This is a genomic window from Polaribacter sp. L3A8 (assembly GCF_009796785.1).
In the GTDB taxonomy this organism is placed as follows: Bacteria; Bacteroidota; Bacteroidia; order Flavobacteriales; family Flavobacteriaceae; genus Polaribacter.
Genome location: NZ_CP047026.1, coordinates 2055112 through 2080709, shown reverse-complemented (window position 1 = coordinate 2080709; position 25598 = coordinate 2055112). Strand labels below are relative to the sequence as shown.

General features: G+C 32.7%; 19 protein-coding genes, 2 tRNA genes and 2 pseudogenes. 9 read left to right on the top strand and 14 right to left on the bottom strand.

What is annotated here, in order from left to right; translation table 11 throughout:
- The 6 genes from metH (at position 1) to GQR92_RS08590 (ending at position 5906) form a co-directional block, all read left to right on the top strand.
- On the top strand, positions 1-2703 hold the full coding sequence (gene metH / locus GQR92_RS08615) for a methionine synthase (RefSeq protein ID WP_158838775.1): 2703 nt from the start codon (positions 1-3) through the stop codon (positions 2701-2703).
- A gap of 36 nt (positions 2704-2739) precedes the next feature.
- Positions 2740-2982 (top strand): hypothetical protein, encoded by a 243-nt coding sequence (locus GQR92_RS08610; protein ID WP_158838773.1) that lies wholly within the window; start codon positions 2740-2742, stop codon positions 2980-2982.
- Between the two features lie 204 nt (positions 2983-3186).
- Positions 3187-4143, top strand: a complete 957-nt coding sequence (gene metF / locus GQR92_RS08605) for a methylenetetrahydrofolate reductase [NAD(P)H] (protein ID WP_158838771.1) — start codon at positions 3187-3189, stop codon at positions 4141-4143.
- 218 nt (positions 4144-4361) lie between these two features.
- Positions 4362-4679 (top strand): thioredoxin, encoded by a 318-nt coding sequence (trxA, locus tag GQR92_RS08600; protein ID WP_036823499.1) that lies wholly within the window; start codon positions 4362-4364, stop codon positions 4677-4679.
- A gap of 168 nt (positions 4680-4847) precedes the next feature.
- Positions 4848-5768 carry a DUF58 domain-containing protein gene (locus GQR92_RS08595; protein WP_158838769.1) on the top strand — a complete coding sequence of 307 codons (921 nt, stop codon included), beginning with the start codon at positions 4848-4850 and terminating at the stop codon, positions 5766-5768.
- 64 nt (positions 5769-5832) lie between these two features.
- Positions 5833-5906: transfer RNA gene (locus tag GQR92_RS08590), tRNA-Asp, on the top strand.
- A 104-nt stretch (positions 5907-6010) separates the two neighbouring features.
- Here GQR92_RS08590 and GQR92_RS08585 read toward each other — a convergent pair.
- The 3 genes and pseudogenes from GQR92_RS08585 to GQR92_RS08575 form a co-directional block, all read right to left on the bottom strand.
- A pseudogene (locus GQR92_RS08585) lies at positions 6011-6247 on the bottom strand (transposase); the annotation flags it as partial.
- Positions 6248-6367: 120 nt separating this feature from the next.
- Positions 6368-7282 (bottom strand): ISAon1 family transposase, encoded by a 915-nt coding sequence (locus GQR92_RS08580; RefSeq protein WP_441339142.1) that lies wholly within the window; start codon positions 7280-7282, stop codon positions 6368-6370.
- Positions 7269-7618: pseudogene (locus GQR92_RS08575) on the bottom strand (ISAon1 family transposase N-terminal region protein). Before GQR92_RS08575 ends, GQR92_RS08580 begins: the two are co-directional and overlap by 14 nt.
- A gap of 184 nt (positions 7619-7802) precedes the next feature.
- Here GQR92_RS08575 and GQR92_RS08570 point away from each other — a divergent pair.
- A tRNA-Asp gene (locus GQR92_RS08570) sits at positions 7803-7876 on the top strand.
- 165 nt (positions 7877-8041) lie between these two features.
- Positions 8042-9001: an AAA family ATPase gene (locus tag GQR92_RS08565; protein ID WP_158838767.1), complete on the top strand. Its 960-nt coding sequence runs from the start codon at positions 8042-8044 to the stop codon at positions 8999-9001.
- Between the two features lie 81 nt (positions 9002-9082).
- Here the strand turns inward: GQR92_RS08565 and GQR92_RS08560 are convergent, their stop codons facing one another.
- The 6 genes from GQR92_RS08560 to GQR92_RS08535 all read right to left on the bottom strand — a co-directional run bounded on the left by GQR92_RS08560 (position 9083) and on the right by GQR92_RS08535 (position 13486).
- The gene (locus GQR92_RS08560; RefSeq protein WP_233270100.1) at positions 9083-9931 is read right to left on the bottom strand and encodes an IS3 family transposase; all 849 of its coding nucleotides are present in this window, start codon (positions 9929-9931) and stop codon (positions 9083-9085) included.
- On the bottom strand, positions 9877-10335 hold the full coding sequence (locus GQR92_RS08555) for a helix-turn-helix domain-containing protein (RefSeq protein WP_158838765.1): 459 nt from the start codon (positions 10333-10335) through the stop codon (positions 9877-9879). Before GQR92_RS08555 ends, GQR92_RS08560 begins: the two co-directional genes overlap by 55 nt.
- 357 nt (positions 10336-10692) lie before the next feature.
- Entirely contained in the window at positions 10693-11544 is an 852-nt protein-coding gene (locus tag GQR92_RS08550) for an IS3 family transposase (RefSeq protein WP_302849606.1), read from the bottom strand.
- 44 nt (positions 11545-11588) lie between these two features.
- Complete coding sequence (locus GQR92_RS08545; RefSeq protein WP_158838313.1) at positions 11589-11900, bottom strand: transposase; 312 nt, start codon at positions 11898-11900, stop codon at positions 11589-11591.
- 54 nt (positions 11901-11954) lie between these two features.
- The gene (locus GQR92_RS08540) at positions 11955-12497 is read right to left on the bottom strand and encodes a leucine-rich repeat domain-containing protein (protein ID WP_158838763.1); all 543 of its coding nucleotides are present in this window, start codon (positions 12495-12497) and stop codon (positions 11955-11957) included.
- Positions 12498-12592: 95 nt separating this feature from the next.
- Positions 12593-13486, bottom strand: coding sequence for an IS1595 family transposase (locus GQR92_RS08535; RefSeq protein WP_158838075.1), 894 nt, complete (start codon positions 13484-13486; stop codon positions 12593-12595).
- Positions 13487-13877: 391 nt separating this feature from the next.
- Here GQR92_RS08535 and GQR92_RS08530 point away from each other — a divergent pair, with 391 nt between their 5' ends.
- Positions 13878-16127 carry a S8 family peptidase gene (locus GQR92_RS08530; RefSeq protein WP_158838762.1) on the top strand — a complete coding sequence of 750 codons (2250 nt, stop codon included), beginning with the start codon at positions 13878-13880 and terminating at the stop codon, positions 16125-16127.
- A 259-nt stretch (positions 16128-16386) separates the two neighbouring features.
- On the opposite strand, the gene GQR92_RS08525 is transcribed toward GQR92_RS08530, so the two are convergent.
- The 5 genes from GQR92_RS08525 to GQR92_RS08505 all read right to left on the bottom strand — a co-directional run bounded on the left by GQR92_RS08525 (position 16387) and on the right by GQR92_RS08505 (position 25589).
- Complete coding sequence (locus tag GQR92_RS08525) at positions 16387-17850, bottom strand: glutamate synthase subunit beta (RefSeq protein WP_158838760.1); 1464 nt, start codon at positions 17848-17850, stop codon at positions 16387-16389.
- Positions 17851-17854: 4 nt separating this feature from the next.
- Positions 17855-22366 (bottom strand): glutamate synthase large subunit, encoded by a 4512-nt coding sequence (gltB, locus tag GQR92_RS08520; RefSeq protein WP_158838758.1) that lies wholly within the window; start codon positions 22364-22366, stop codon positions 17855-17857.
- A gap of 214 nt (positions 22367-22580) precedes the next feature.
- Positions 22581-23822, bottom strand: a complete 1242-nt coding sequence (locus tag GQR92_RS08515) for an ammonium transporter (RefSeq protein WP_158838756.1) — start codon at positions 23820-23822, stop codon at positions 22581-22583.
- Positions 23823-23841: 19 nt separating this feature from the next.
- Positions 23842-24180, bottom strand: coding sequence for a P-II family nitrogen regulator (locus GQR92_RS08510; protein WP_158838754.1), 339 nt, complete (start codon positions 24178-24180; stop codon positions 23842-23844).
- Between the two features lie 119 nt (positions 24181-24299).
- Positions 24300-25589: an ammonium transporter gene (locus GQR92_RS08505; protein ID WP_158838753.1), complete on the bottom strand. Its 1290-nt coding sequence runs from the start codon at positions 25587-25589 to the stop codon at positions 24300-24302.
- Between the last annotated feature and the right edge of the window lie 9 nt (positions 25590-25598).

Sequence of the window (25598 nt, the reverse complement as noted above, 5' to 3'; positions counted from 1 at the left end):
ATGAGTGAGACCAATAACAAAAAACAAACAACCAATAACCAAAGGAGATACATGAAATTGTCTGGTTTAGAGCCTTTAGTTCTAAACGAAAATAGCAATTTTATAAACGTAGGAGAACGTACAAACGTAGCAGGTTCTCGTAAGTTTTTAAGATTGATTAAAAACGAACAATTTGATGAAGCGTTGGATATTGCAAGGCATCAAGTAGATGGTGGTGCGCAAATTATCGATATTAATTTTGATGATGGTTTAATTGACGGAAAACAGTCAATGGTTCGTTTTTTAAATTTAATTGCTGCCGAACCAGATATTTGTAGAGTGCCAATTATGATTGATAGCTCTAAGTGGGAAATCATAGAAGCTGGTTTACAGGTTGTACAAGGTAAGTGTGTTGTAAATTCAATTTCACTTAAAGAAGGAAAAGAAAAGTTTATCTGGGAAGCAAAACAAATTAAACGTTACGGTGCAGCTGTAATTGTTATGGCTTTTGATGCAGAAGGACAAGCAGATAATTATGATCGTAGAATAGAAATTGCTAAAAAATCGTATGATATTTTAGTAGATGAAGTTGGTTTTCCTAGTGAGGATATTATTTTCGATTTAAATATATTTCCTGTTGCTACAGGGATGGATGAACACAGAAGAAATGCTATCGATTTTATTGAAGCTACACGTTGGGTAAGAGAAAATTTAACCAATGCAAGTGTAAGTGGAGGTGTAAGTAACGTGTCTTTTTCTTTTAGAGGAAATGATGGGGTAAGAGAAGCAATGCATTCAGTTTTCTTGTATTATGCTATTCAGGCAGGTATGAATATAGGAATTGTAAATCCTGCGCTTTTAGAAGTGTATGATAATATTCCTAAAGATTTATTAGAACGTGTAGAAGATGTAATTCTAGATAGAAGAGAAGATGCAACAGAGCGTTTGTTAGATTTTGCAGATAGTGTAAAAGGTTCTAAAACTGAAAAAACAGTTGATTTAACTTGGAGAGAAGGCTCAATACAAGATAGAATTACACATGCTTTGGTAAAAGGAATAGATGCCTTTATTATTGAAGATATAGAAACTGCAAGACAAGCAGCAGAAAAACCAATTGATGTTATTGAAGGTAATTTAATGGTTGGTATGAATGTGGTTGGAGATTTATTTGGAGCAGGAAAAATGTTTTTGCCGCAAGTAGTAAAATCTGCCCGTGTAATGAAAAAAGCCGTTGGATATTTAAACCCGTTTATAGAAGCAGAAAAAGGAGACAAGCAAGAGCCGGTTGGTAAAATATTAATGGCCACTGTAAAAGGTGATGTGCATGATATTGGTAAAAATATTGTAAGTGTTGTTTTGGCGTGTAATAACTACGAAATTGTAGATTTAGGAGTAATGGTACCGCCAGAAAAAATTATAGAAATGGCCATTAGCGAACGTGTTGATGCTATTGGTTTGTCTGGTTTAATTACGCCTTCGTTAGATGAAATGGTGTATTTAGCAAAAGAAATGCAGCGTCAAAACTTTGTTTTACCGTTGTTAATTGGAGGTGCAACAACCTCTAAAGCGCACACTGCTGTTAAGATAGATACACAATATAGCAATGCAGTTGTGCATGTAAATGATGCTTCTAGAGCAGTAACGGTAGTGGGAGATTTGTTAAATAAGAAATCGAGCCATTTATATACTGCGAAGTTAAAGAAAGATTATGATGAGTTTAGAACCAAGTTTTTAAAACGAGGTAAAGAAAAATCTTATATTTCTATAACAGAAGCACGTAAGAGAAAATATAAAATTGATTGGGAAACTTCAGAAATTGTAAAACCTAGAGAATTAGGGATCCAGGTTTTAAAACAACTAAGTTTAAAAGAGTTATTGCCATTTATAGATTGGAGTCCGTTTTTTAGAAGTTGGGATTTGCATGGTAAATTCCCAGATATTTTAACAGATAAAGTTGTTGGCGAACAGGCTACCATTATGTATACTGAAGCCCAAGAAATGATTAAAGAAATTATTGCTAAACAATTATTGAAACCAAAAGCAATTTTTGGTTTGTTTGAAGCAAACTCTATAAATGATGATGATATTTCTATTCAGAAAAAAGGAGAGGAAATTGCTGTTTTTAGAACCTTACGTCAACAATTAAAGAAAAGAGAAGGAATTCCGAACCATGCTTTAGCAGATTTTATTGCACCAAAAGAAACCAATAGAACAGATTATATGGGTGCCTTTTGTGTGGGTATTTTTGGAGCACAAGAATTAGCAGAGAGCTATAGAGAAAAAGAGGATGATTACAATGCAATTATGGCACAAGCAATTGCAGATCGTTTTGCAGAAGCCATGGCAGAATACTTACACAAACAAGTAAGAACAAAACATTGGGGTTCTTCTACGGATGAAGGTTTAACAAACGACGATTTAATAAAGGAGAGTTATACTGGTATTCGTCCTGCACCAGGATATCCTGCGTGTCCAGATCATTTAGAAAAAGAAACGATTTGGGAGTTGCTAGATGTTGAAAATCAAATAGGAGTGCAGTTAACTGAAAGTATGGCAATGTGGCCAGCTGCTGCTGTCTCTGGATATTATTTTGCTAATAAAGAATCGAAGTATTTTGGTTTAGGTAAAATTACAGATGATCAAGTTACAGATTACTCTACAAGAAAAGGAATTACAAAAGAGAAGGCTAGAAAATGGTTGCATCCTATTTTAGCTGAAGAATAATTATAAGTCCTAATAAGGTTTTACAAAAAATAAAATATGAGTTTTATAGAATTACATTTAGGCAGTTATGTTATTTCTCATGGTTATGATAAAAATAACAAAGAGATAATGACTCATGTAATTGCAGAAAAATTTGGGAAGAAATTAATAGCAACGTCACGAATTAAATCTTTAAGCGAAAAATATATCTTAACAGATTATGTAGATGGAAGATGGATTTATTGGGAATATCAAGAGGATTTTGAAATGGTAAAAAAACTGCTAGAAAGTGTATCTTAAGCTTGCTGAGGTAAAATAGAACATAGAGTGGCGCATTAGTGATTGCAGCGGCATCCTTTTTATGTATTACTTTTTTTAGTAATACATAAAAAGATATAGCGAAAAGCACGACCCTTGTGGTAATGCCCTAAAAATATAAAATATAATAATAACAAAAAATAACCCGTAACAGTTTCCCTCTTTTAGAGGGATAAAGGGAGGCTAATGAAAGTTACAGATCACATTAAAAATGCAAATGGTAAAACATTATTTTCTTTTGAAGTAATACCACCTCAAAAAGGAAAAAATATTCAAGATTTATATAACAATATAGATCCTTTAATGGAATTTAAACCACCTTTTATAGATGTAACCACGTCGAGAGAAGAGTATGTTTATTTAGACAAAGGAAACGGACTTTTAGATAAGAGAATTACAAGAATGCGTCCTGGTACTGTAGGTATTTGTGCTTCTATTATGCATAAATATCAGGTGGATGCTATTCCGCATTTATTGTGTGGTGGTTTTACCAAAGAAGAAACAGAGTATGTTTTGGTAGATTGTCATTATTTAGGATTGGATAATGTAATGGCCTTACGTGGAGATTCTATGAAAGATGAGCCGTATTTTAAACCTGTTAAAGGTGGTAATGCTTTTGCAACCGAATTGGTAGATCAAATAGCAAACTTAAATAGAGGGCAATATTTACATGATGATGTGCTTGTAGAGCATTATTCTGATTTTTGTATTGGTGTTGCTGGGTATCCAGAAAAACACATGGAAGCGCCTTCTTTAATATCAGATTTAAGGCGTTTAAAACAAAAAGTAGATGCAGGTGCAGATTATGTGGTAACGCAAATGTTTTTTGATAATAACAAATATTTCGAGTTTGTAAAAGCAGCGAGAGAAATGGGAATCAACGTTCCTATTATTCCGGGTATTAAACCTTTAGCGGTTAAAAGGCATTTACAAGTTTTACCACAAGTTTTTAAAATAGATTTACCACAAGATTTAATAGATGCAGTGGATGGTTGTAAGGATAATAAAGCGGTAAGACAGGTTGGTATTGAGTTTGCAATACAACAATCTAAAGAATTATTAGCAGCAGGAGTACCTGTTTTACACTATTATTCTATGGGTAAAAGCGATAATATTCAGACAATTGCTTCTGAATTATTTTAAAAATAAAAAATTATTTTTCTTATAAAAAGGGAAATATCAAAATAAGAATTCATTAAAAAAAAGGAATGTATTAGTCGCTTTTTTAATGAATTCTTTATTTTTAAGATAAGTACTATTTATAGACAAATAAGAAAAAGTAATTTTTTTGAAAACAAGAAAGTAAATAAAATGATTACTTTTGTAACTCAAAACAGAAATAATAATTTAAAAATATAAAAATGGCATTAGAAATAACAGACGCAAACTTTGACGAATTAGTATTAAAATCTGATAAACCAGTATTAGTAGATTTTTGGGCAGCTTGGTGTGGACCATGTAGAATGGTAGGGCCAATTGTTGATGAAATTCATGCTGAGTACGAAGGGAAAGCTATTGTAGGTAAAGTTGATGTTGATGCTAACCAAGAATTTGCAGCAAAATACGGAGTACGTAATATACCAACTGTTTTAATCTTTAAAAACGGAGAGGTTGTAGATAAGCAAGTAGGTGTTGCGCCTAAAAATGTATATACAGGTAAAATTGATGCTGCTATATAATAAGTAGTATTCATTTTTTTAATAAGATAAAGGTTTGGCTAACGTCAAACCTTTTTTTATTTTAGGTGTTTGGTTATTAATTGTATTTAGACAATTTGTTCTTTATTAGTAAAAGCTATTATAGATAACAGATACTCTAAGAAGATCTCAAAATCTTAAAAAAGTAATATGAATTTATCTGAAGTAAAATCGTCAGAAATTAAAAACCTAGACTTGTTGGCAAAGCAAGTAGTAGAAGGTTTTGTAACCGGAATTCATAAAAGTCCGTTTCATGGGTTTTCTGTGGAGTTTTCTGAGCATAAATTGTACAATAAAGGTGAAAGTACACGACATATAGATTGGAAATTATTTGCTAAAACAGAGAAATTATATACCAAAAAGTACGAAGAAGAAACCAATTTACGCTGCCATATTATTATAGATAATTCTGCATCGATGCATTATCCTATTGTAAAAAAGCAAACCATAGACACTTTAAATAAAGTTGGTTTTTCTGCAATAGCCGCTGCGTCTTTAATGGAAATCTTAAAAAGACAAAGAGATGCTGTTGGTTTAAGTATTTATGCTGATACCTATGAGTACTATGCGCCAGAAAAAGGAAGTGAGCGCCATAGAAAGATGTTATTGCATCAATTAGAGCAATTGTTAGTTTCAGATTCTAAAGCTGCAACGGAAACCTATAAGTATTTACACGAAATTGCAGAGAAGATGCACAGGCGCTCTTTAATTTTTGTTTTTACAGATATGTTTCAGCCTAATAAAGATAATGAAGCGCTTTTTGAGGCCTTAAAGCACCTTAAATTTAATAAACATGAGGTTATTTTGTTTCATACATATGATGGGGAAACAGAATACAACTTCAATTTTGATAATGTTCCTAAGAAATTTATGGATGTAGAAACAGGGGAGGAGATTAATGTGTATGCCGAAAACGTTAGAGAAAAGTATAAAGAATTAGTTGAGGTTTATTTTAATGAGTTGAAAAATAAATGTTTACAATATAAAATTGATTATGTACCTGTTGATATTCATAAAGGGTATAATGCCGTTTTAACTGCTTATTTAATTAGCCGAAAAAAAAATAAATAATTTTTCTTATTTTTTTGTTGTGTATCTAAAAATACGTTGTATATTTGCAACCGCTAAAAGCAACGGTCTGGTAGTTCAGTTGGTTAGAATACCTGCCTGTCACGCAGGGGGTCGCGGGTTCGAGTCCCGTCCAGACCGCGAAAAGCACTTCATTTATGAGGTGCTTTTTTCGTTTATAAACATTCTATATTTAAGGTTTAAAAATAATTTGGATCAAGTCAAAAAGTTGTGGGATTTAAGAATTACGCAAAAATAGTAGTAAGTCTATATAAGAAAAAATCCACATTTCTGACGCCTCTAAACTGTGCTCTAAAGGCTTTAATTTTAGCATTGAATGATTCTGCTGATGCATTCGTACTTCGATTATCAAAATAGTTTAAGATGTTTTTATAATGTATCGACATCGTTCTAGCTATAGTGTTGAAGCTTTTAAAGTGTGCCTGTCTTACTTTTTCATCCCATTTAGCAAGTCTTATAAGTGCTGATGTTTTGGATCAAGTCAAAAAGTTGTGGGATTTAAGAATTACGCAAAAATAGTAGTAAGTCTATATAAGAAAAAATCCACATTTCTGACGCCTCTAAACTGTACTCTAAAGGCTTTAAATTTTAGCATTGAATGATTCTGCTGATGCATTCGTACTTCGATTATCAAAATAGTTTAAGATGTTTTTATAATGTATCGACATCGTTCTAGCTATAGTGTTGAAGCTTCTAAAGTGTGCCTGTCTTACTTTTTCATCCCATTTAGCAAGTCTTATAAGTGCTGATGTTTTGTCTGTAGTGTTATTGAATATCCAAGATAGATTTTGACATAACTTGTATGCTTTCTCTATATCAGGATATTTTTCAAACAGTATTTCTGCTCTTATAGATTGATTTTTAGTCCATTTACTACTTGATTTATATAATAGATATCTGCTTCTAGCTAATAGTTGTTTGAGTGTATCTCCATTAGGTAATAGTTTTTGGGTGTATTTTAAAGATTTACTTCTGGCGTTTTCAATGGCATCATTCTCAGTATCAATCGCTTCCCATCTATGTTTAATTCTTATTTCTTGCAGTGCATCTAATGCTAATTTTTGCACGTGAAAACGATCTATTACTAAGGCAGCGTTTGGAAAGGATTTCTTGACTATAAGCCCCATATTTCCCGCCATATCCAAGGTTACTTCCCTGACTTTCTTCCTATGTTTTAAAGGAATTTTATGAAGTATTTTTATGACAACTTCAGCTTTAGTTCCTTTGATCATGGCTACTATTGCGCCTTTCTTTCCTGTAGCTAATTTATTTGTTATTATGGTATATAAATCACCGTTGGAAAAGGCAGTTTCATCAAGTGATAAGTGAGTCTCTAAATTCTTTGCAAACAATAACCAGTCTGTTGCGTGCTTCTTTTGATCCCATGCTTTAAAATCACTTAAATAATCCTTATACTGTCTTTGTAAACTTCTGGGATTTACTCCGTAGAAATTAGCTACAGTACTAGTGCTAGTTGCGTTATTACTGACTGATATCTTTTAAAAAAGCAGCAAATTCACTAGTTATTCTAGTACCTTTTGCTACTAATTGCCAATCTCTAGTAATTACTTTTTTAGAATTTTCTTCAACCCAACGTCGTCTAATAACGTGTAGAAAACGTTTTTACCTCGAATTGGGAAATCTTGAACAGTAGCTTCAGGAAAGAAACCTTTAGAATTTAATTTAAGTGCTTTGAATTCTTCAGGAATCGTATTTAATTCTGTGAAATGGAAATGAAGTTCTCCATTTTTAACTTCGTGCTTAGTTAGTTTAAAATAGTCAACAAGAATTTCTGGTAATAATAGTTTTGTTAGTTCAATTGAAGTATCCAAAATAGAGGTTTATTAGAAAGCAAAGTTCATGCTTTTTAATTTACTCCACAACTTTTTGTGTTGATCCGTTAAAGTACAGATTTTGAGTTTTTTAAAAATTACTTGTAAAAAATAAGTAATTATCAAGAGAAATAAGTTTGTATATGTAAAAATACGTTGTATATTTGCAACCGCTAAAAGCAACGGTCTGGTAGTTCAGTTGGTTAGAATACCTGCCTGTCACGCAGGGGGTCGCGGGTTCGAGTCCCGTCCAGACCGCGAAAAGCACTTCATTTATGAAGTGCTTTTTTGATTTCTTTATTTTTTTGTGTCGGTAATTGTGTCGGTATTTTCTAGATTAATAAATATTTTCAAGAGTATCTTGGTGAAAAAAAGGTATATTTATACCTGAATTTAAATTTTAAAAGAAGTAAGTTTTAGGTTATGGCAACTTCAGAGCAAATAAAATTACTACTAGAATCCCATTACAAAAATGATGGTGATAGATTTACTTCTATGGCATTACAAGTAGCTGCACATGAAGCTAGAAAAGGTAATATTATTATAGCTAAAGAAATTAAATCTCTTGTAGATAAATCTAGATCAGGAGGGTTCAAAGTTATAAGGCTTAATAAAGATATTTCAGATTTAGTTCTTCCTTATTACCCAGAGAATAGTTTAAATGAACTTGTTATTTCTAATGAAATTAAAAGAAAATTAGAGAGAATAATAAAAGAATATAAGTTAAGAGATAAAATTCAAAAACACGGACTAGAGAATAGAAGAAAAATTTTATTGTCAGGGAAGCCAGGTACTGGTAAAACTCTCACAGCTTCAATTCTATCTGGTGAACTTAAGTTGCCTCTTTATGTCATAATGATGGATAAGTTGATGACCAAGTATATGGGAGAAACAGCTACGAAATTGAGGTTGATTTTTGATATGATGAGCTCTAATCGAGGTGTCTATTTATTTGACGAATTTGATGCAATAGGAGCTGAGAGAGCAAGGGATAATGAAGTAGGTGAGATGAGGAGGGTTTTGAATGCTTTTCTACAGTTTATAGAGCAAGATTCTTCGGAGAGCCTTATCATTGGAGCTACAAACAATATAAATATTTTGGATTCTGCTCTTTTTAGAAGATTTGATGATATTATTACGTATTCTGTTCCTGAAGAAAAAGAAATAGAAAGTCTAATTAAAATAAAACTCGGCAATTATTTAGCTAAGTTCTCATTAAAAAAAATTGTAAGCACAGCTATAGGATTAAGTCATGCAGAAATTACTAGTGCTTGTAATGATGCGTTGAAAGAAACAATATTAACTGATAAAGAAAAAGTTACTCAAAAATTATTACTTCAAACCATAATTGATCGGATAATGTATTATACTGATATAGGTTGACCTTTTTTAGGTTAATTTATACCGTTCAAACTATTTTTTTAGCCGTTTAGAAGGCAAAAAATATTTTGAACTAGTTTTATTCTAAATTGTTAGTTCCGTCAAATTTACATTATTTCTACGATATGATTTGTATTTGATGTTTGGATTTAAATGTACTTCTGCTGGTTTTCTTAAGTCTAGGCTAAAATGTGTTCTTAAATTGTTGTAAATGTAAACGGCTTGTTTTGCTGTTTCTTGAGCAATAGTTGTATTTTTCATCAGATTTCTTAGCCCATATTCATATTTTAAAGTTCGGTTAATTCTTTCTGCAATTGCATTTTCATACGGATCATATTGTTCCGTCATGCTCATAATTATTCCATTTTCTTCAGCAAACGCTGTGTATTTAGGGTTACAGTATTGAAAACCTCTATCTGAATGATGAATTAGTTTTTTATTCGGGTATTTCCTATTTTTAATAGCCATAGCGAGTGCATCTGTACAAAGTGATGTCTTCATATGATTATCAAGCTTGTATCCCATAATTTGCTTAGAATAGGCGTCTGTGACAATCGCTAAATAATTGTGTCCATTGTCAGTTTTGATGTAAGTTATGTCGCTAACCCAGAGCTGTTCAGGTCTTGAGGGTACTTGGTTTAGAATTAGATTATTATATTTTCTAAAATGATGATTAGAATTTGTAGTTGTTACATAGTTTTTAAGCTTAGGAACTAGTAAATTGTGTAGCCTTAAAACATCATAAAACTTGTCTCTACCTATTTTTATGTTCTGGTTAATAAAGTCTTGTTTTAGCTCTGTATACAGCTTAATTCCCCCAGTTTTCATACCAACTAATTTGCGATAATCCTGTACCATTACAATAATTTTCTGATGGTTTATTTGCTTTTCTTTATATGCTTTAAGTCTTTTATAGTAGGCTTGTTTACTAATCCCAAAACATTGATAGAACCACTTGATTTTAAAAGGTTTTTCTTTTTTAGTGCTATCTCTTTTGCTAATGTTTTGGGCAACGACTTTTTTGACAAATCCACTCCAGTAATGATTTCCATATCCGCAATAATGTCTTGCTGAAAATCCTTTACAAACTCCAATTCTTCAATGCGTTCCTTTAATTTTTTAATTTCATCGTTTTTACTCATACCTGTATTTTGTTGCACTAAAGTACTGTATTTTTTTATCCAATAACCAATAGTAGTTCTAGGAACATCATATTTTTTAGAAGCGAAGTTGGTTGAGATCTGGCCATTCTGAATTTGGTCAACGACGAATAATTTGAGTTCTAAAGTGGCTTTTTCATACGTTTTTTTTCGCCAGGGCTCTTTTTGTGTTTTCATAAGTGACTATAATTAAGTGTTTAATTTTTAGTCAACCTATTTCAGGAAAGTACATAAATAATATATGAGATAACGTGATTGTGTATGGTTAGTTGCGTGGTTAAGCACCTAATTTAGCAAATAAATCACAGATAGAATATTCCGCAGGAATGTTCGTAAGTCGGCAGTGACCAAGCAATTAATTATACACGGTGTTGTAAACCGTTATTCTTTTCCATAATTAGGTGAAAAGTGAATTTCACAATTCGGTAGCGCTTTTGATAATTCATTCACATCTGATTGATAAACTCCTGTTCCCGACATCCACTGTTTTGACCCCTATAAAACAAGAGTAATCTTTTAAATTTCGATTATTGGTTAAGCGGTTAACTTTTTCATTCTAATAAGATGTTCATCTGCATTCCATTTTTCCATTGGTGTTATACGTCCTAACAAGCCGTGAAGTCTTCTATTATTATAAAATTTCACGAAGCGTTTTAGTATTTGCTCTATTTCTCCAAAATATTGGTAGTCCCACCTATTAAAGACTTCTTTTTTCAATATTCCATGATAGGCTTCTATATGTGCATTCTCTTCTGGGGTTGCTACGTGTGTAAATTCTTGTTGCACTCCAATGAGACCTAAATATTCACGTACTTTTTTTGCTATAAACTGGCTTCCATTATCACTTCTAATGACCACGTTTTGAGGGTAGTCATAATTTTCAAACAACTCAGAAAGTAGCGCTATAACGTGATTTTGTTTAATAGTAAAAGAAAAATAGTCTTTTACTATTCTTCGAGTGTGAACGTCAATAACTGATAGTAAATAAGCATTCTTTCCTACACTTGGTATCCAAACCATCTTTATATCCATCTCCAGGCATTCTAAAGGTCTAGAAGTTTGCACCTTTCTAAACTTTACAAACTTGCGTCCAGAACCACTTCTATCTATCCTATTATCAAGTTTCAACAAGCCTTCTTCCTTCATAATTCTATACAACTTTTTATGATTGATAGTGTAACCATCTCTAGTTAAATAGCTGGTCATTAATCGATAACCACAATCTATAAACTCGTGCTTTAAAATCTCTTTTATAGACACAACTACAGCGTCTTGTAATACAAAACCTTTAGTCTTGTGGAAAGTCTCTTTAGATGGCTTATTTCCTTTTTTACCGCCACTAGGTTCTCTATAATAGCTACTCGATACAATACCAACCATCTTTATAATCTTAGCCTTAGAGATTTTATGTTTGTTATAAATAGTGTCTACTAGATCTTTCTTGGATCGGACGTCCCAAACTTTTTTTTTAAAAGCTCACGTTGCACTTCAAGCTCGATTTCTCTATCACTCAGCAATTTTCGTAACACTCGATTCTCTTCTTCAGCTGCTTTAAGTTCTTTACTTTTAGTGTCATAGGTAACTTTTAAACCTGCTTCTCCTTTGTGCTCAAACTTCTTTTTCCAACTATAGAAAGTGCCAGTACTTACGCTGTATTTTCGGCAGGCCTCAACGATACCTATTTCTTCGGAAACAGATAGTATTTCTAACTTCTGTTCTAAAGTCCATTTCTTGTATTTCATATCTCAAATATATTAGTTTTGAAATTTAAAATATCACTCCGAACTTATTGGGGGCTAAAATATCCACAATTCTTTAAGATTTATCAATTTTCTCATTGATTTCGGTAATTCTTCTATTTCTGGGTTTACTTGAATAGATAACTTTTTTAAATTTATTAGATTTCCTATTTCATCTGGGATTTTAGTCAAGCCTACTGAACTTAAATTCAGTTTTTCAAGAGATTTTATTTCAATAATTTCCGATGGCAAAATTTTAAAAGTATAGCTACTTAAATCTAATTCTTTGAGTTTGTTTAACTTTTCAATTCCACTGATATTTGGTAGTTCTAAATCCTCTTTAGGTGCACCATAGATTGTTAAAATTTCTAATTTTTTTAATTCAAACAGTTCCGTTGGGAATGAGCTAATTTCATTCCAAGATAAATTTAGTCGTTTTAAGTTTTCTAAATTTCCAATATCAGATGTCAGTGATTTTAAGTCGGTATTAAATAAATCCAACTCTTCTAATTCATCTAATTCAAAAAGTTCGCAAGGCAAGTTTTTCAGTTTAATTGCTTTAAAACTAATCGTTTTATTTGCTTTTGCGTTAAGTAACATAGAATCGGTTATTTTAAAAGATTCGTCACAATTTTTTAGTTTTTCGCAAGAGCTAACAACTAAAGCTATTAATAAAAAATAATAGAGGTCAGTAGTTAGTTACATATAATTTTGTGATGTTCTACTTTCTCCTTTTCAACCATTTTAGTTATTAAGTTATTGAATATTGTTGCTTTACTTTGTGATCGATTAATTCTAAAACAAAATTCATTAAAATATCTATTTAGATTAAAGTCACTAACCCAAGAATACGTTGTTCTTATCCAAGATTTCACTTGATGAATCATTGTATGAAGTGCTTTAAAATTCATACCACCATTACTTTCTATTTGAGTAATATTATAAACTTTAGCAATAGGCCTGTAACCTCTCCATTTGTCGGTTATCACTTTAGCTTTTCGACTGATATGATTCACAAAAATATATTGCAAAGAACTAGCTGAAAAATCTTCGATTCTCATGGCATACATTCTTTTAACTTTTCCATCTTGAGTTAGTTCAACAGCAGTTATAGCTTTCTTTTTCTTAGCATTATAACTTCTTCCTACTTTGTCTTTTTCTCGTCCACCCAAAACAAATTCATCTACATGAACAATACCAGTCATAGGACTATTTCCACTACTTTCCATTGCTTCTCTAATTTTGAGCATAAATAAACGGGCTGTCTTTTCTGTTACGCTAAAACGAACTGCAACATAACTAGCAGAAAGGCTTTTAGTACTTGTACTCATTTCAAAAACAATAAAAAAAGCTTTTCTAACACCAAACTTTACCTTGTGAAAAAGTGTGTTTGAGGTAGATGATTCTTGATGAGAACAAATATTACATGTACGTGAAAAATCTTTTCTTATTTGAGCCTTGTTATGACCACATTTAACACATTGAAATCCATCTTTCCATTTAATATCTGCCAAGTATTTCTTGCAATCTTCATCCGTTTTAAACCGATCAGCAAACTCTAGAAGATTTTGTCCTTTAAATATATTCATAATAATACTCTATTTATTGACTTTAAAGATATGAATTTAAATACTGACCTCTGAAAAATAAATTACTTTTCTTGAATTCATTTCGGATTTTTCGGTTCACTCTAATGGTTTACAACATGTATTAATTGTTATGAAAGAAAAAAAATCCCATCTATTTATAAAAAATATACACACTAAATCAAGATACTCTAGTATTCCAATAAATATACCTCCTACTAGTAATCCTGTTCCTGAAAAAGATAGGGTTATTCAAGGAAACTATCTTAAGGACGGTATTAATTCTATTTGGGAAAATTATAATATTGATATTCAAAATAGAATAAATAAAGACCTTCCAATTAGAAATGGAGAGTACATAAGTTTTTCAAGTGCAGAAAAAAGTTCACTTGCTTTGGATTCATTCAATAGTAGAACAAGTGGAGGAGAGCTGTTAAATGTTAAATACGATCCAAAGAGTAAAATTCAAACAGCTACTGTTTTTTTACCTGAAGACAAAAAAGAAAACCTTCTTAAAACAGTTGATAAATATTTAAATCAATCCACTAGGAAAGGAGAGCCTGCTTCAAAGTATTTTATCAATAGAATTGATAGTTTCTATAAATCTTCCTTCTTTGATTTCTGGGTAGGGAACCCTGACTTTATCCCTAATAAAGAAGTGAGAAGTTGGGTTGAACTTTGGTTTTCAATAGAGGAAAACATTGATGATTACCAAATAGAACATATAAAACCAATATTATTAGTTAATGATATTCAATTTGATGATAATGTTCTTTTTTTTCCTGAAAGAAGTATCATTAGTGTAAAAGTAAATTTAGAGGAATTAGAAGAGTTGATTAATTCTTTCCCTTTTATTGCAGAAATTAGAAAATCAGAAGAGTTGAATTCGTATTGGTTGGATTCTGGCTGGAAGGAAAGTGAAGAATGGGTTAAAGATTTAATTGAAAGAGTGAGTTTTAATACTGATACAAATAACTATATAACTGTTATTGATTCTGGTGTGAATAACGGAAACCCCTTAATATCACCCGTTTTGTCGGATAACGATAAGTTAACATGTAATATAAATTGGGGAGTTAATGATATTGGAGCTCGAGGGCATGGTACGAAAATGTCAGGAGTTGCTGTATATGGAGATTTAAAGATGTTGTTAGAATCCTTAGAAGATAAAGAGATTAACCATCGGTTAGAATCGGTTAAAATCATTCCACCAAATGGTTGGAAAGACGATTCTAGATTGCCTTTTTATACCGATTTTGCTATAAAAACAGCAATAATTAATAATCCTAGTTTTAAACGAATTTTTTGTTTTGCAATAAGTAGTCAAGTTGATTTTGATTTTGGAAAGCCTTCAGCTTGGTCTGCCATTATAGATCGAAATGTATTCGGGGAAGATAATGAGGATAAGAAAGTTTTCTTGATCAGTGCAGGAAATGTTCAAAAAGAATACGAGTATAAAGATTATCCAGAAAGTAATTTAAATTCTCAAATATTTAATCCAGCTCAATCTTGGAATGCTATAACAGTAGGGGCTTATACACAGAAAATTTTACCAAATTTAGATATGTTGGCTCAAGTTAACGAGTTATCTCCATTTAGTAGAACTTCAAGTGCTTGGGAACCAAGCTGGCCAATAAAACCAGATGTTGTATTCGAAGGAGGTAATTTAATTATAAGAAAAAATGGAGATATTGATGGAGATGAGGATTTAGAATTATTAACAACTTCACCACAAGTTACTAGTTTCAATGAGTTTTCTACTATTAATGCTACTAGTGCAGCAACTGCTTTGGCATCTAATTTTATGGCTGAATTAAGAAATGTTTATAATGAAGCTTGGGAAGAAACATTAAGAGGTTTAATGATTCATTCTGCATCTTGGACTGATGAAATGAAATCTCAATTGAATTATGATTCCTCTCAAAAATCTAAGATTTTAATGTTAAGAACATATGGCTATGGAGTTCCAGATTTGATAAAAGCTAAAGAGAGTAAAACTAATTTTTTGACCTTTATTTCGGAAGAAGAAATTCAGCCTTACTTTAAAGATTTAGATGGTTCAATTAAAACAAAAGACGTTCATTTTTATCAGTTTCCTTGGCCTAAAGAAACATTACAATCAATGGCAGAAGCTGAAGTTAAAATTAAGATTACACTATCGTATTTTATCGAACCTAACCCAGGAGAAAAAGGCTATTCAACGAAGTATTCATACCAATCTGCGGCTTTAAAATTTTCTTTAATGCCAGCTAACGATGATCCAGATAATTTTATGCTCAGTATAAATAATATGCCAAGAAATAAAATAAAAGAAGCATTGGGTATAGATAAAAATAAAGGATTACCTGATGGGTATTTTAGTAAAAAGACAAATATACCTTGGGATCTAGGTAAAAATAATGTTTTCAAAGGTTCTGTACATAGTAATAGTTGTACACTTACAGCAGCAGATGCATCTAATTGTGAGTATGTAGCGGTTTGTCCACAAGCTTCTGGTTGGTGGAAAAACCTTAAGAAAATGAATAGATTCAATGAAAAAATGAGATATTCATTAATTGTTTCTTTAGAGGTTCCTGAAAATTCAGAGGATATTTATACAGAGATAGTAAATAGGGTGCAAGTTGAAAACCTTATAAAAGTATAATTTTTTTAGGATAAATTCTAAAATGATAATTTTTAATCTTCTTAAGAGTCCTCTTTTTGCGTGAAGGATAGCAATGAAAAGCCCACAGTGAGGAACGAGCGAGGACTTGTAATGGATTGCCTGACCATTTTCTGCTACATCTTATTGTTAATAAACAGTGTTCTTTAAAAATGGGCACGCCCTGAAAAAATAGATTGTATAAACACAAAAAAGGCATCAGTATTACTGATGCCTTTTATAAAATATATTTTTTAGATTCTTACATAGCAACTAAATCGCCAGAAGCATCTTTGGTAGGTAATTCTGTTTTACCCATTAAGAATAAATCTACTTGTCTTGCAGCTTCTCTACCTTCTGATATTGCCCATACAATTAAAGATTGTCCACGACGCATATCTCCGGCAGTAAAAATGTTTTTTACGTTTGTTTGATATTTTCCGTATTCTGCTTTGTAGTTAGAGCGAGCATCTTTGTTAAGACCTAATTTGTCTGCTAAAGTGCTTTCTGGTCCAGTAAAACCAAGAGCTAGTAAAGCTAAATCACATGGCCAAGTTTTTTCTGTACCCGCAATTTCAATTAATTGAGGTCTTTCTCCTGGTACCATTTTCCACTCAACATTAACTGTTTTTAAAGCAATTAATTTTCCGTTTTCATCTTTTACAAATTCCTTTGTGTTGATTAGCCAATTACGTTCTACTCCTTCTTTATGAGAAGAAGATGTTTTTAATTGTAATGGCCAAAAAGGCCAAGGAGTTGTTGGTGAACGGTGTCCTGGAGGTTTTGGCATAATTTCAAAGTTAACAACAGATTTTGCTCCGTGTCTATTTGATGTACCAATACAATCTGAACCTGTATCTCCACCACCAATTACAATTACGTCTTTGTCGGTAGCTAATACTTGGTCTTTTACTTCTTTACCAAGTACAACTTTTGTTTGTTGTGTTAAAAAATCCATTGCTTGTACAACACCATCGGCATCTATACCTGGTGTTGGTAAGCTACGTCTTTCTGTAGATCCACCACATAAAACTATACTATCAAAAGCTTTTAGGTCTTTTACTTTATAGTTAACGCCTACGTTTACGTTCGTTTTAAAGATAATTCCTTCTGCTTCTAAAATAGCAACTCTTCTATCTATAATTCCTTTTTCTAACTTAAAGTTAGGAATTCCGTAACGTAATAAACCACCAACTTCATCATCTCTTTCAAAAACAGTAACAGTATGACCAGCTCTGTTTAATTGTTGTGCTGTTGCCAATCCTGCTGGTCCAGAGCCAACAACTGCAATTGTTTTACCTGTTCTATTTTTTGGAGGTTGAGGTTTAATCCAACCTTCTTTAAAGGCACGTTCTACAATGTTTTTTTCTATATCTTCAATAGAAATAGGGTCTTCAATGATACCTAATACACATGCTTGTTCACACGGAGCAGGGCATAAGCGACCTGTAAATTCTGGAAAATTGTTTGTAGAATGTAATATCCACGAAGCTTTTTTCCATTCTCCTTGATGTACCATGTGATTGAAATCTGGAATTAGATTTCCTAATGGACAACCACTATGACAGAAGGGAATACCACAATCCATACAACGTGAACCTTGATTCTTTTTTTCTTCTTCAGAAAGAGGAACCGTAAATTCTTTGTAATTTTTTACACGATCTTTTACAGAAGTATAGGTTTCATCTTGTCTTTCAAATTCTTTAAATCCTGTTATTTTTCCCATGAGATTATGCTATTGTTAGTTCTTCGAACATTGGTTCTTCTGTTTCTATACGTTTTAATGCTTTTTTGTATTCAGTTGGCATCACTTTTACAAAGTTTGTTAAACTTGTATCCCAATCCGCTAACAAGGCAGCACCTTTTTGACTATCTGTATATAAAACGTGTTTTTCTATCGTTGCTTTTAATTCTGCTGCTACTTCTTCAGAAATTTCTTCGAATTCTATAGTTTCAGTATTACAAAGACCGTTTATAAATTTGTTTTCTGGGTCGTATACATATGCAATACCACCACTCATACCTGCAGCAAAGTTTCTTCCTGTTTTTCCAAGAACAACTACTTTACCACCTGTCATATATTCACAACAGTGATCTCCAACACCTTCTACAACCGCAGTTGCACCAGAGTTACGTACTGCAAAACGTTCTCCTGCAATTCCGTTAATGTATGCTTGTCCTGCTACAGCACCAAACATACAAACATTACCAACAATGATATTGTTTTCTGCTAAGAAGTCTGCTTTTGCTGGTTTCTTAACAATTAATTTAGCTCCAGATAAACCTTTTCCTAAATAATCGTTTGTATTCCCTTCTATTGTAAATGTTAATCCGTGTGCACCAAAAGCTCCAAAACTTTGTCCTGCAGAACCTGTAAAGTTGATGTTTAAGGTATCTTCAGGTAAACCTAAATGACCGTAAATTTTAGAGATTTCATTACTAACAATTGCTCCAACAGTTCTGTTTGTGTTTTTAATTGGGTATGCTAAGTTCATTTTTTCTTTTCTATATAAAGCTCTATGTGAGTCTTTTAAGATAGTAAAGTCTAAAACGTTTTCTAAATTATGATCTTGACTTTCTGTATTTCTAACAGTCATACTTCTATAAGAAGTTGGTCTGTGTAAAATGCTAGATAAATCTAAACCTTTTGCTTTATAATGCTTAATAGCATGATTTGCGTTAATTTTATGAGTCTGACCAACCATTTCGGCTAAGGTTCTAAAACCAAGTTGTGCCATAATTGTTCTTAATTCTTCTGCAATGTAAAAGAAGAAGTTAATTACATGTTCTGGTGTTCCTTTAAAGTTTTTACGTAACTCTTTATCTTGAGTTGCAATACCAACCGGACATGTATTTAAGTGACACTTACGCATCATAATACAACCAGAAGCTACTAAAGGAGCAGTTGCAAAACCGAATTCCTCAGCACCTAATAATGCAGCGATAGCAACATCTCTACCCGTTTTTAACTGACCATCACATTCTACAACAATTCTACTTCTTAAATCATTAAGAACTAATGTTTGTTGTGCTTCTGCTAAACCAAGTTCCCAAGGTAAACCAGCATGTTTTAATGAGGTAAGCGGAGAAGCTCCTGTGCCACCATCATAACCAGATATTAAAACAACATCTGCTTTTGCTTTTGCAACACCTGCTGCAATGGTACCTACACCAACTTCTGAAACTAATTTTACATTAATTCTAGCTTCGCGATTTGCATTTTTTAAATCGTAGATTAATTGTGCTAAATCTTCAATAGAGTAAATATCGTGATGTGGAGGAGGAGAAATCAATCCTACAAAAGGAGTTGAATTACGTACAGCAGCAATCCAAGGGTATACTTTTTCTCCAGGTAATTGACCACCTTCACCAGGTTTAGCTCCTTGAGCCATTTTTATTTGAATCTCTTTTGCATTTGTTAAATAATGAGAGGTTACCCCAAATCTACCAGATGCTACTTGCTTAATAGCAGAGTTTCTACTATCTCCATTGATATCTTTTTGAAAACGTTTTCTGTCCTCACCACCTTCACCAGAATTAGATTTACCACCAATTCTGTTCATGGCAATAGCTAAGTTTTCGTGCGCTTCTCTAGAGATAGATCCGTAAGACATTGCTCCCGTTTTAAAACGTTTTACGATGTCTGTCCAAGGTTCTACTTCTTCTAACGGAATTGGATCTAAGTTATCGAACTGAAACAAACCACGAATGGTCATTAAACTTTCTGACTGTTCGTTAATTGCTTTTGCGTAAACGTCATAACTTCCTTGATCACTTAATCTTACAGCTTGCTGTAATTTTGCAACCGTTGTTGGGTTAAATAAGTGACGTTCACTATTTCTTCTCCATCTATAATCTCCACCAACATTTAAACCTAAGTTTTTATCAATTTGATTATCTGGATATGCTTGTTTGTAACGTTGATCTATTTCTTTTTCTATTTCATACAAACCAATACCTTCTATTCTTGAAGCAGTATATGGGAAGTATTTTTCTACAAAAGGAGTATTGAATCCTACGATTTCGAAAATTTGAGAACCTCTATAAGAATGCAAAGTAGAGATTCCTATTTTGTTCATTACTTTTAAAATTCCTTTTCCGATTGCTTTGTTAAAATTATCAACCGCTTTTTGCTCGTCCATACCAGTAATGAAGCCTTCTTTAACTTGCATTCTGATAATTTCGTTTACCATATATGGGTTTACGGCACTTGCGCCATAACCAAATAAAGTAGCAAAATGATGTGGTTCACGTGGTTCTGCAGATTCAATAATAATATCGAAATGAGAGCGCTTACGTAAACGGTTTAATTGATGATTTACAAAAGAACATGCTAATAAAGCTGGGATAGGAGCAAGCTCTTGGTTAACACCTCTATCTGAAAGAATAATAATGTTATTTTTTTCTTCTAATGCTTTTTCAACCTGAATAATAATGTTATCTAAAGCATCTTCAAGACCATTTAAACCTTGTGCTTTTGGATATAATATTTGTATTGTTGCTGCTTTAAAGCTTTCTATATCTATGCTTCTAATTTTTTCTAAATCTGCATTAGAAATAACTGGATTCTGAATTCTTAATTTTCTACATTGTCTGTCTGTAATGCTGAAAATGTTTCTATCTTTTCCTAAATTTAAACTAATATCAGTTACAATTTCTTCACGAATACCATCTAAAGGAGGGTTTGTAACTTGTGCGAATAATTGTTTAAAGTAGTTAGAAATTAATTGAGGTCTGTCTGATAAAACAGCTAAAGGGGTATCTATTCCCATAGATCCTAAAGCTTCTTTACCAACAATTGCCATTGGTGTAATAACTTCCTGTATATCTTCGAACGTGTAATTGAATAAACGTTGACGTGTTTTTACATCAATAGATTCTATAGGGCAAGTTTCGCCATCATAAGGAACGTCCTTTAAGTGTAAACGAGTATTGTCTAACCATTCTTGGTATGGTCTTTCAGAAACAATTTTACTTTTTATTTCTTCATCCTGAATGATTCTACCTTCGTTCATGTCTACCAAGAACATTTTTCCTGGTTCTAATCTACCATGTTCTTTTACGTCTTCTGGTGCAACATCTACCACTCCAATTTCAGAAGACATTATTAAACTACCGCTTTTAGTAACCGTATATCTAGAAGGCCTTAATCCGTTTCTATCTAATAAGGCACCAATAATGTCTCCATCTGTAAAAGGTACAGATGCAGGACCATCCCAAGGTTCCATAATACACCCATTGTATTCATAAAAAGCTTTACGCTCTTTAGACATGGTTTTGTGTTTTTCCCAAGCTTCAGGAATCATCATCATCATAATTTCTGGTAAAGAACGGCCTGTGTGAGTTAATAACTCAACAACCATATCCATCGATGCAGAATCTGATTTTCCTGGTAATATAATTGGAAATAATTTATCTATTTGCGGTCCAAAAACATCACTTTTCATGATTTCTTCTCGAACACGCATTCTACTTACGTTACCACGTAAAGTGTTAATTTCTCCATTCTGACACATGTGTCTAAATGGTTGTGCTAACTCCCAAGTTGGCATTGTGTTGGTAGAAAAACGTTGGTGTACTAATGCCAAACGTGTTACTAAATCTATTTCTTGTAAATCTTTATAATAAGGTCCAATATCTTCTGGCATAATAATACCTTTATAGATGATAGTGGTTAAAGATAAACTTGGAATGTAAAAATATTTACTTTCAGAAATTTTAGATTTTCTGATAGTATGTTCTGCTATTTTACGAGCAGCATATAACTTAGCTTTAAAACTAGCTTCGTCAATATCTGTAGTTTTACCTATAAATAATTGCTCAATATTTGGTTCTGAGGCTAAGGCGATTTCTCCTAATTGAGAAGGGTCTACAGGAACTTCTCTCCATCCTAAAATAGCTAGTCCTTGTTCTTTAATCTCATTTTCGAACGTAGTTTTACAATAATCATATTGATTGGTAACTTTAGGAAGGAACACCATTCCAACAGCATATTCTCTTTGCTCTGGAATAGGAAAATCACAAACTCGTTTAAAATAGTCGTGAGGAATATCTATTAATATTCCGGCTCCATCTCCTGTTTTTCCATCTGCACTAACACCACCTCTATGTTCTAGTTTAACTAGAATTTCTAGGGCATCATGTATAATTTGATTCGTCTTTTCTCCATTCAAATTACAGATAAAACCAGCACCGCAATTTTCGTGTTCAAACTCTGGTAAGTATAATCCTTGTTTCTCCATATTGTATTCAATTATATATACAAATCTATGTATTTTATTGAAAAGGACTCAATATTCTTGCTGTTTTAATATGATTTTTATGATGAAAACAATAAAACACAATAAAAAGTTTACTTATGATAATGTAGGGCATTTTTATTATCATATTCATAAAAACACTAAAAGTCCGTAAATAATTAAATTTACAGACTCTTATATTGTGTTTTTTAGGTGTTTAATGTTCGTTTAAACGAAAGTCTGGATACGCTTCCATACCATGTTCATGAGCATCTAAGCCTTCTATTTCTTCTCTTTCGCTAACACGTATTCCCATAGTTTTCTTTAATGTGAATATGATTATAAATGAAGTTACCAAACAGAAAACAGCATAACAGACAACCCCTATTAGTTGGCTAATAAATTGGTCTACTCCAGCAAGGTTACCAAACAACCCAACAGCTAAAGTACCCCAAATACCACATACTAAGTGAACGGCAATTGCACCAACCGGATCGTCTAATTTTAACTTGTCAATTAAGCTAACAGCAAAAACAATCATTGCACCGGCAACTGCACCGATTAAAATAGCGTCTGTAGGAGACATTTGGTCTGCTCCGGCAGTAATACCAACTAGTCCTCCTAAAATACCATTTAAGAACATTGTTAAATCTAAGTTTTTATACATAATTGTAGAAACAATTGCAGCTACAACACCTCCGGCAGCAGCAGATAGGCAGGTAGTTACTAATGTTAATGAAGTTAATGTTGGGTCTGCAGATAAAACAGAACCACCGTTAAAACCAAACCATCCTAACCAAAGAATTAAAACTCCAGCAGTTGCTAAAGGTATGTTGTGACCTGGTATTGCTTGTATTTCTCCGTTTTTGAATTTTCCAATTCTTGCACCTAAAAGACAAACAGCTACAACAGCGGCCCACCCACCAACAGAGTGTACTAAAGTAGAGCCTGCAAAGTCGTAAAATGGTGTTGATAGTTGGTCTAAAAATCCACCACCCCATTTCCAAGAACCTGCAATTGGGTATACGAATCCTACATATAAAATAGCAAAGATCATAAAAGGAAGAATTTTCATTCTTTCTGCAACTGCACCAGAAACTATGGTTGCAGCGGTAGCGGCAAACATTCCTTGAAATAAGAAATCTGTCCAGTACGTGTATCCAGAATTGTAAGTTAAGTCTAAAGCGCCTTCTGCAGTAAGTGGAGATGATAATCCAAATCCTGCAAAACCAACGATTCCAGAAGATCCATCGGCAAAGCCAGGGTACATTAAGTTAAAACCAACTAAAGCGTATAGTAATAACCCGATAGTAATAATAAATATATTTTTAAATAATATGTTAAGTGTGTTTTTTTGTCTTGTTAAACCAATTTCTAAAAATGCAAAACCTGTATGCATAAAGAAAACTAGTGCTGTACAGATCATCATCCATACGTTGTTTATTGTTAATAATTCCATAATGAGATTTTCTGATAGTTTATTTTAAAGTTTGTCCGCCTTTTTCTCCAGTTCTTATTCTGTATGCTTCTTTTACGTCGCTTACAAAAATTTTACCATCACCTACATCTCCTGTAGAAGCTGCTTTTATAATTGTTTTAACGGTGATTTCTTCAAAATCATCGTTTACAACGATCGCTAAATGTCTTCTTTGTATGTCGCTAGTGCTGTAGCTAACCCCTCTGTAAACATGGCCTTCTTTTTCGTTTCCTAAACCGGTAACGTCCCAGTAAGAGAAGAAGTTAACACCTACTTCAAGCAAAGCATCTTTTACTGCTCTAAATTTGGACTTTCTAATAATTGCTTCAATTTTTTTCATGATAGAATTAATTGTTTTTTTTTGTTAATTGTTTTTTTTTCGTATTAAAATCACATAACTTAATTGAATAAGTTATGTGATTTTTATAAAAGAATAACTGCTAAATTCTTTTTACTATTTTATTTGTCATCAAATTCTCTTTGTCTTACTCCAGGGTAAGCAATAGAACCGTGTTCTGAAATATCTAATCCTTCGATTTCTACCTCTTTAGTAACACGTAGTCCCATAGTTGCTTTTAAGATTCCAAGAACAATAAAAGATAAACCAACAGACCATGCTGCATAGGCTAAAACTCCTGTTGCTTGAATTCCTAATTGAGCGGCTCCACCACCATTAAATAACCCAAGTGCTGTGTCTCCATCAACACCCCAAAGACCAATAACTAAAGTACCCCATGCACCGGCAACACCGTGTACAGAAGCAGCTCCAATAGCGTCATCAATTTTTAATTTCTTTTCTATAAATTCAATTGCAAATACTACAATAATACCTCCAATTAATCCAGCAAGAACAGCTCCTCCTGCAGTCATGTTACCACAACCAGCTGTAATACTTACTAAACCAGCTAATGTTCCGTTTAATGTTTGTCCTAAGTTTGGTTTTCCGTACCAGATCCATGTAGTAATTAATGCTCCAAGACCACCTGCAGCTGCAGATAAGTTTGTAATTAAAACTACGTTTGATGCAGCAATAGAATCTGCTCCACCCCAAGCTAGTTGAGATCCACCATTAAAACCGAACCATCCAAACCAAAGGATAAAAACCCCTAAAGTTGCTAATACTTGGTTGTGACCAGGAATAGGTAATACTTTTCCGTCTACATATTTTCCAATTCTTGGACCTACCATAAATGCGGCAACTAAAGCAGCCCATCCACCTACAGAGTGTACAATTGAAGACCCTGCAAAATCAATGAAACCTAGTTTTGTTAACCAGCCTTCACCTTGCCATTGCCAACCACCAGAAATAGGGTAGATTACAGCAGTCATAACTAAAGAGAAAATAATGTATGTTGTATATTTTGTTCTACCTGCAATTGCTCCAGAAACTATTGTTGCAGTTGTTGCGGCAAACATTGTTTGAAAGAATAAATCTGCTCCTTCACCTTGAAATAAACCACTCCAGAAAAACCATCCGTTAGAGGTGTCTCCGTACATTAAAGAGTAACCAACTAACCAAAATGTTAATGAACCTACACAGATATCTAATAAATTTTTCATTGCAATGTTAACTGCATTCTTAGATCTTGTCATTCCAGATTCTACTAATGTAAATCCTGCTTGCATTAAGAATACTAAGATACCTGCAATAAGCATCCAAAGCATTCCCATATCTCCATTTATTTGTTCAACAGCTTTTGAAACTTCTGTTGCTGGAGTGTCTTGAAATAATGTTAAAAATAAACTCATATGTATAAT

Coding starts and splice junctions, on each gene's coding strand:
- GQR92_RS08525 (WP_158838760.1), bottom strand. CDS start 17,850: ATGGGAAAAATAACAGGATTTAAAGAATTTGAAAGACAAGATGAAACC.
- GQR92_RS08555 (WP_158838765.1), bottom strand. CDS start 10,335: ATGAAAACACAAAAAGAGCCCTGGCGAAAAAAAACGTATGAAAAAGCC.
- trxA (WP_036823499.1), top strand. CDS start 4,362: ATGGCATTAGAAATAACAGACGCAAACTTTGACGAATTAGTATTAAAA.
- gltB (WP_158838758.1), bottom strand. CDS start 22,366: ATGGAGAAACAAGGATTATACTTACCAGAGTTTGAACACGAAAATTGC.
- GQR92_RS08595 (WP_158838769.1), top strand. CDS start 4,848: ATGAATTTATCTGAAGTAAAATCGTCAGAAATTAAAAACCTAGACTTG.
- GQR92_RS08610 (WP_158838773.1), top strand. CDS start 2,740: ATGAGTTTTATAGAATTACATTTAGGCAGTTATGTTATTTCTCATGGT.
- GQR92_RS08565 (WP_158838767.1), top strand. CDS start 8,042: ATGGCAACTTCAGAGCAAATAAAATTACTACTAGAATCCCATTACAAA.
- GQR92_RS08540 (WP_158838763.1), bottom strand. CDS start 12,497: ATGTTACTTAACGCAAAAGCAAATAAAACGATTAGTTTTAAAGCAATT.
- GQR92_RS08505 (WP_158838753.1), bottom strand. CDS start 25,589: ATGAGTTTATTTTTAACATTATTTCAAGACACTCCAGCAACAGAAGTT.
- GQR92_RS08535 (WP_158838075.1), bottom strand. CDS start 13,486: ATGAATATATTTAAAGGACAAAATCTTCTAGAGTTTGCTGATCGGTTT.
- metF (WP_158838771.1), top strand. CDS start 3,187: ATGAAAGTTACAGATCACATTAAAAATGCAAATGGTAAAACATTATTT.
- GQR92_RS08515 (WP_158838756.1), bottom strand. CDS start 23,822: ATGGAATTATTAACAATAAACAACGTATGGATGATGATCTGTACAGCA.
- GQR92_RS08545 (WP_158838313.1), bottom strand. CDS start 11,900: ATGAAATACAAGAAATGGACTTTAGAACAGAAGTTAGAAATACTATCT.
- metH (WP_158838775.1), top strand. CDS start 1: ATGAGTGAGACCAATAACAAAAAACAAACAACCAATAACCAAAGGAGA.
- GQR92_RS08510 (WP_158838754.1), bottom strand. CDS start 24,180: ATGAAAAAAATTGAAGCAATTATTAGAAAGTCCAAATTTAGAGCAGTA.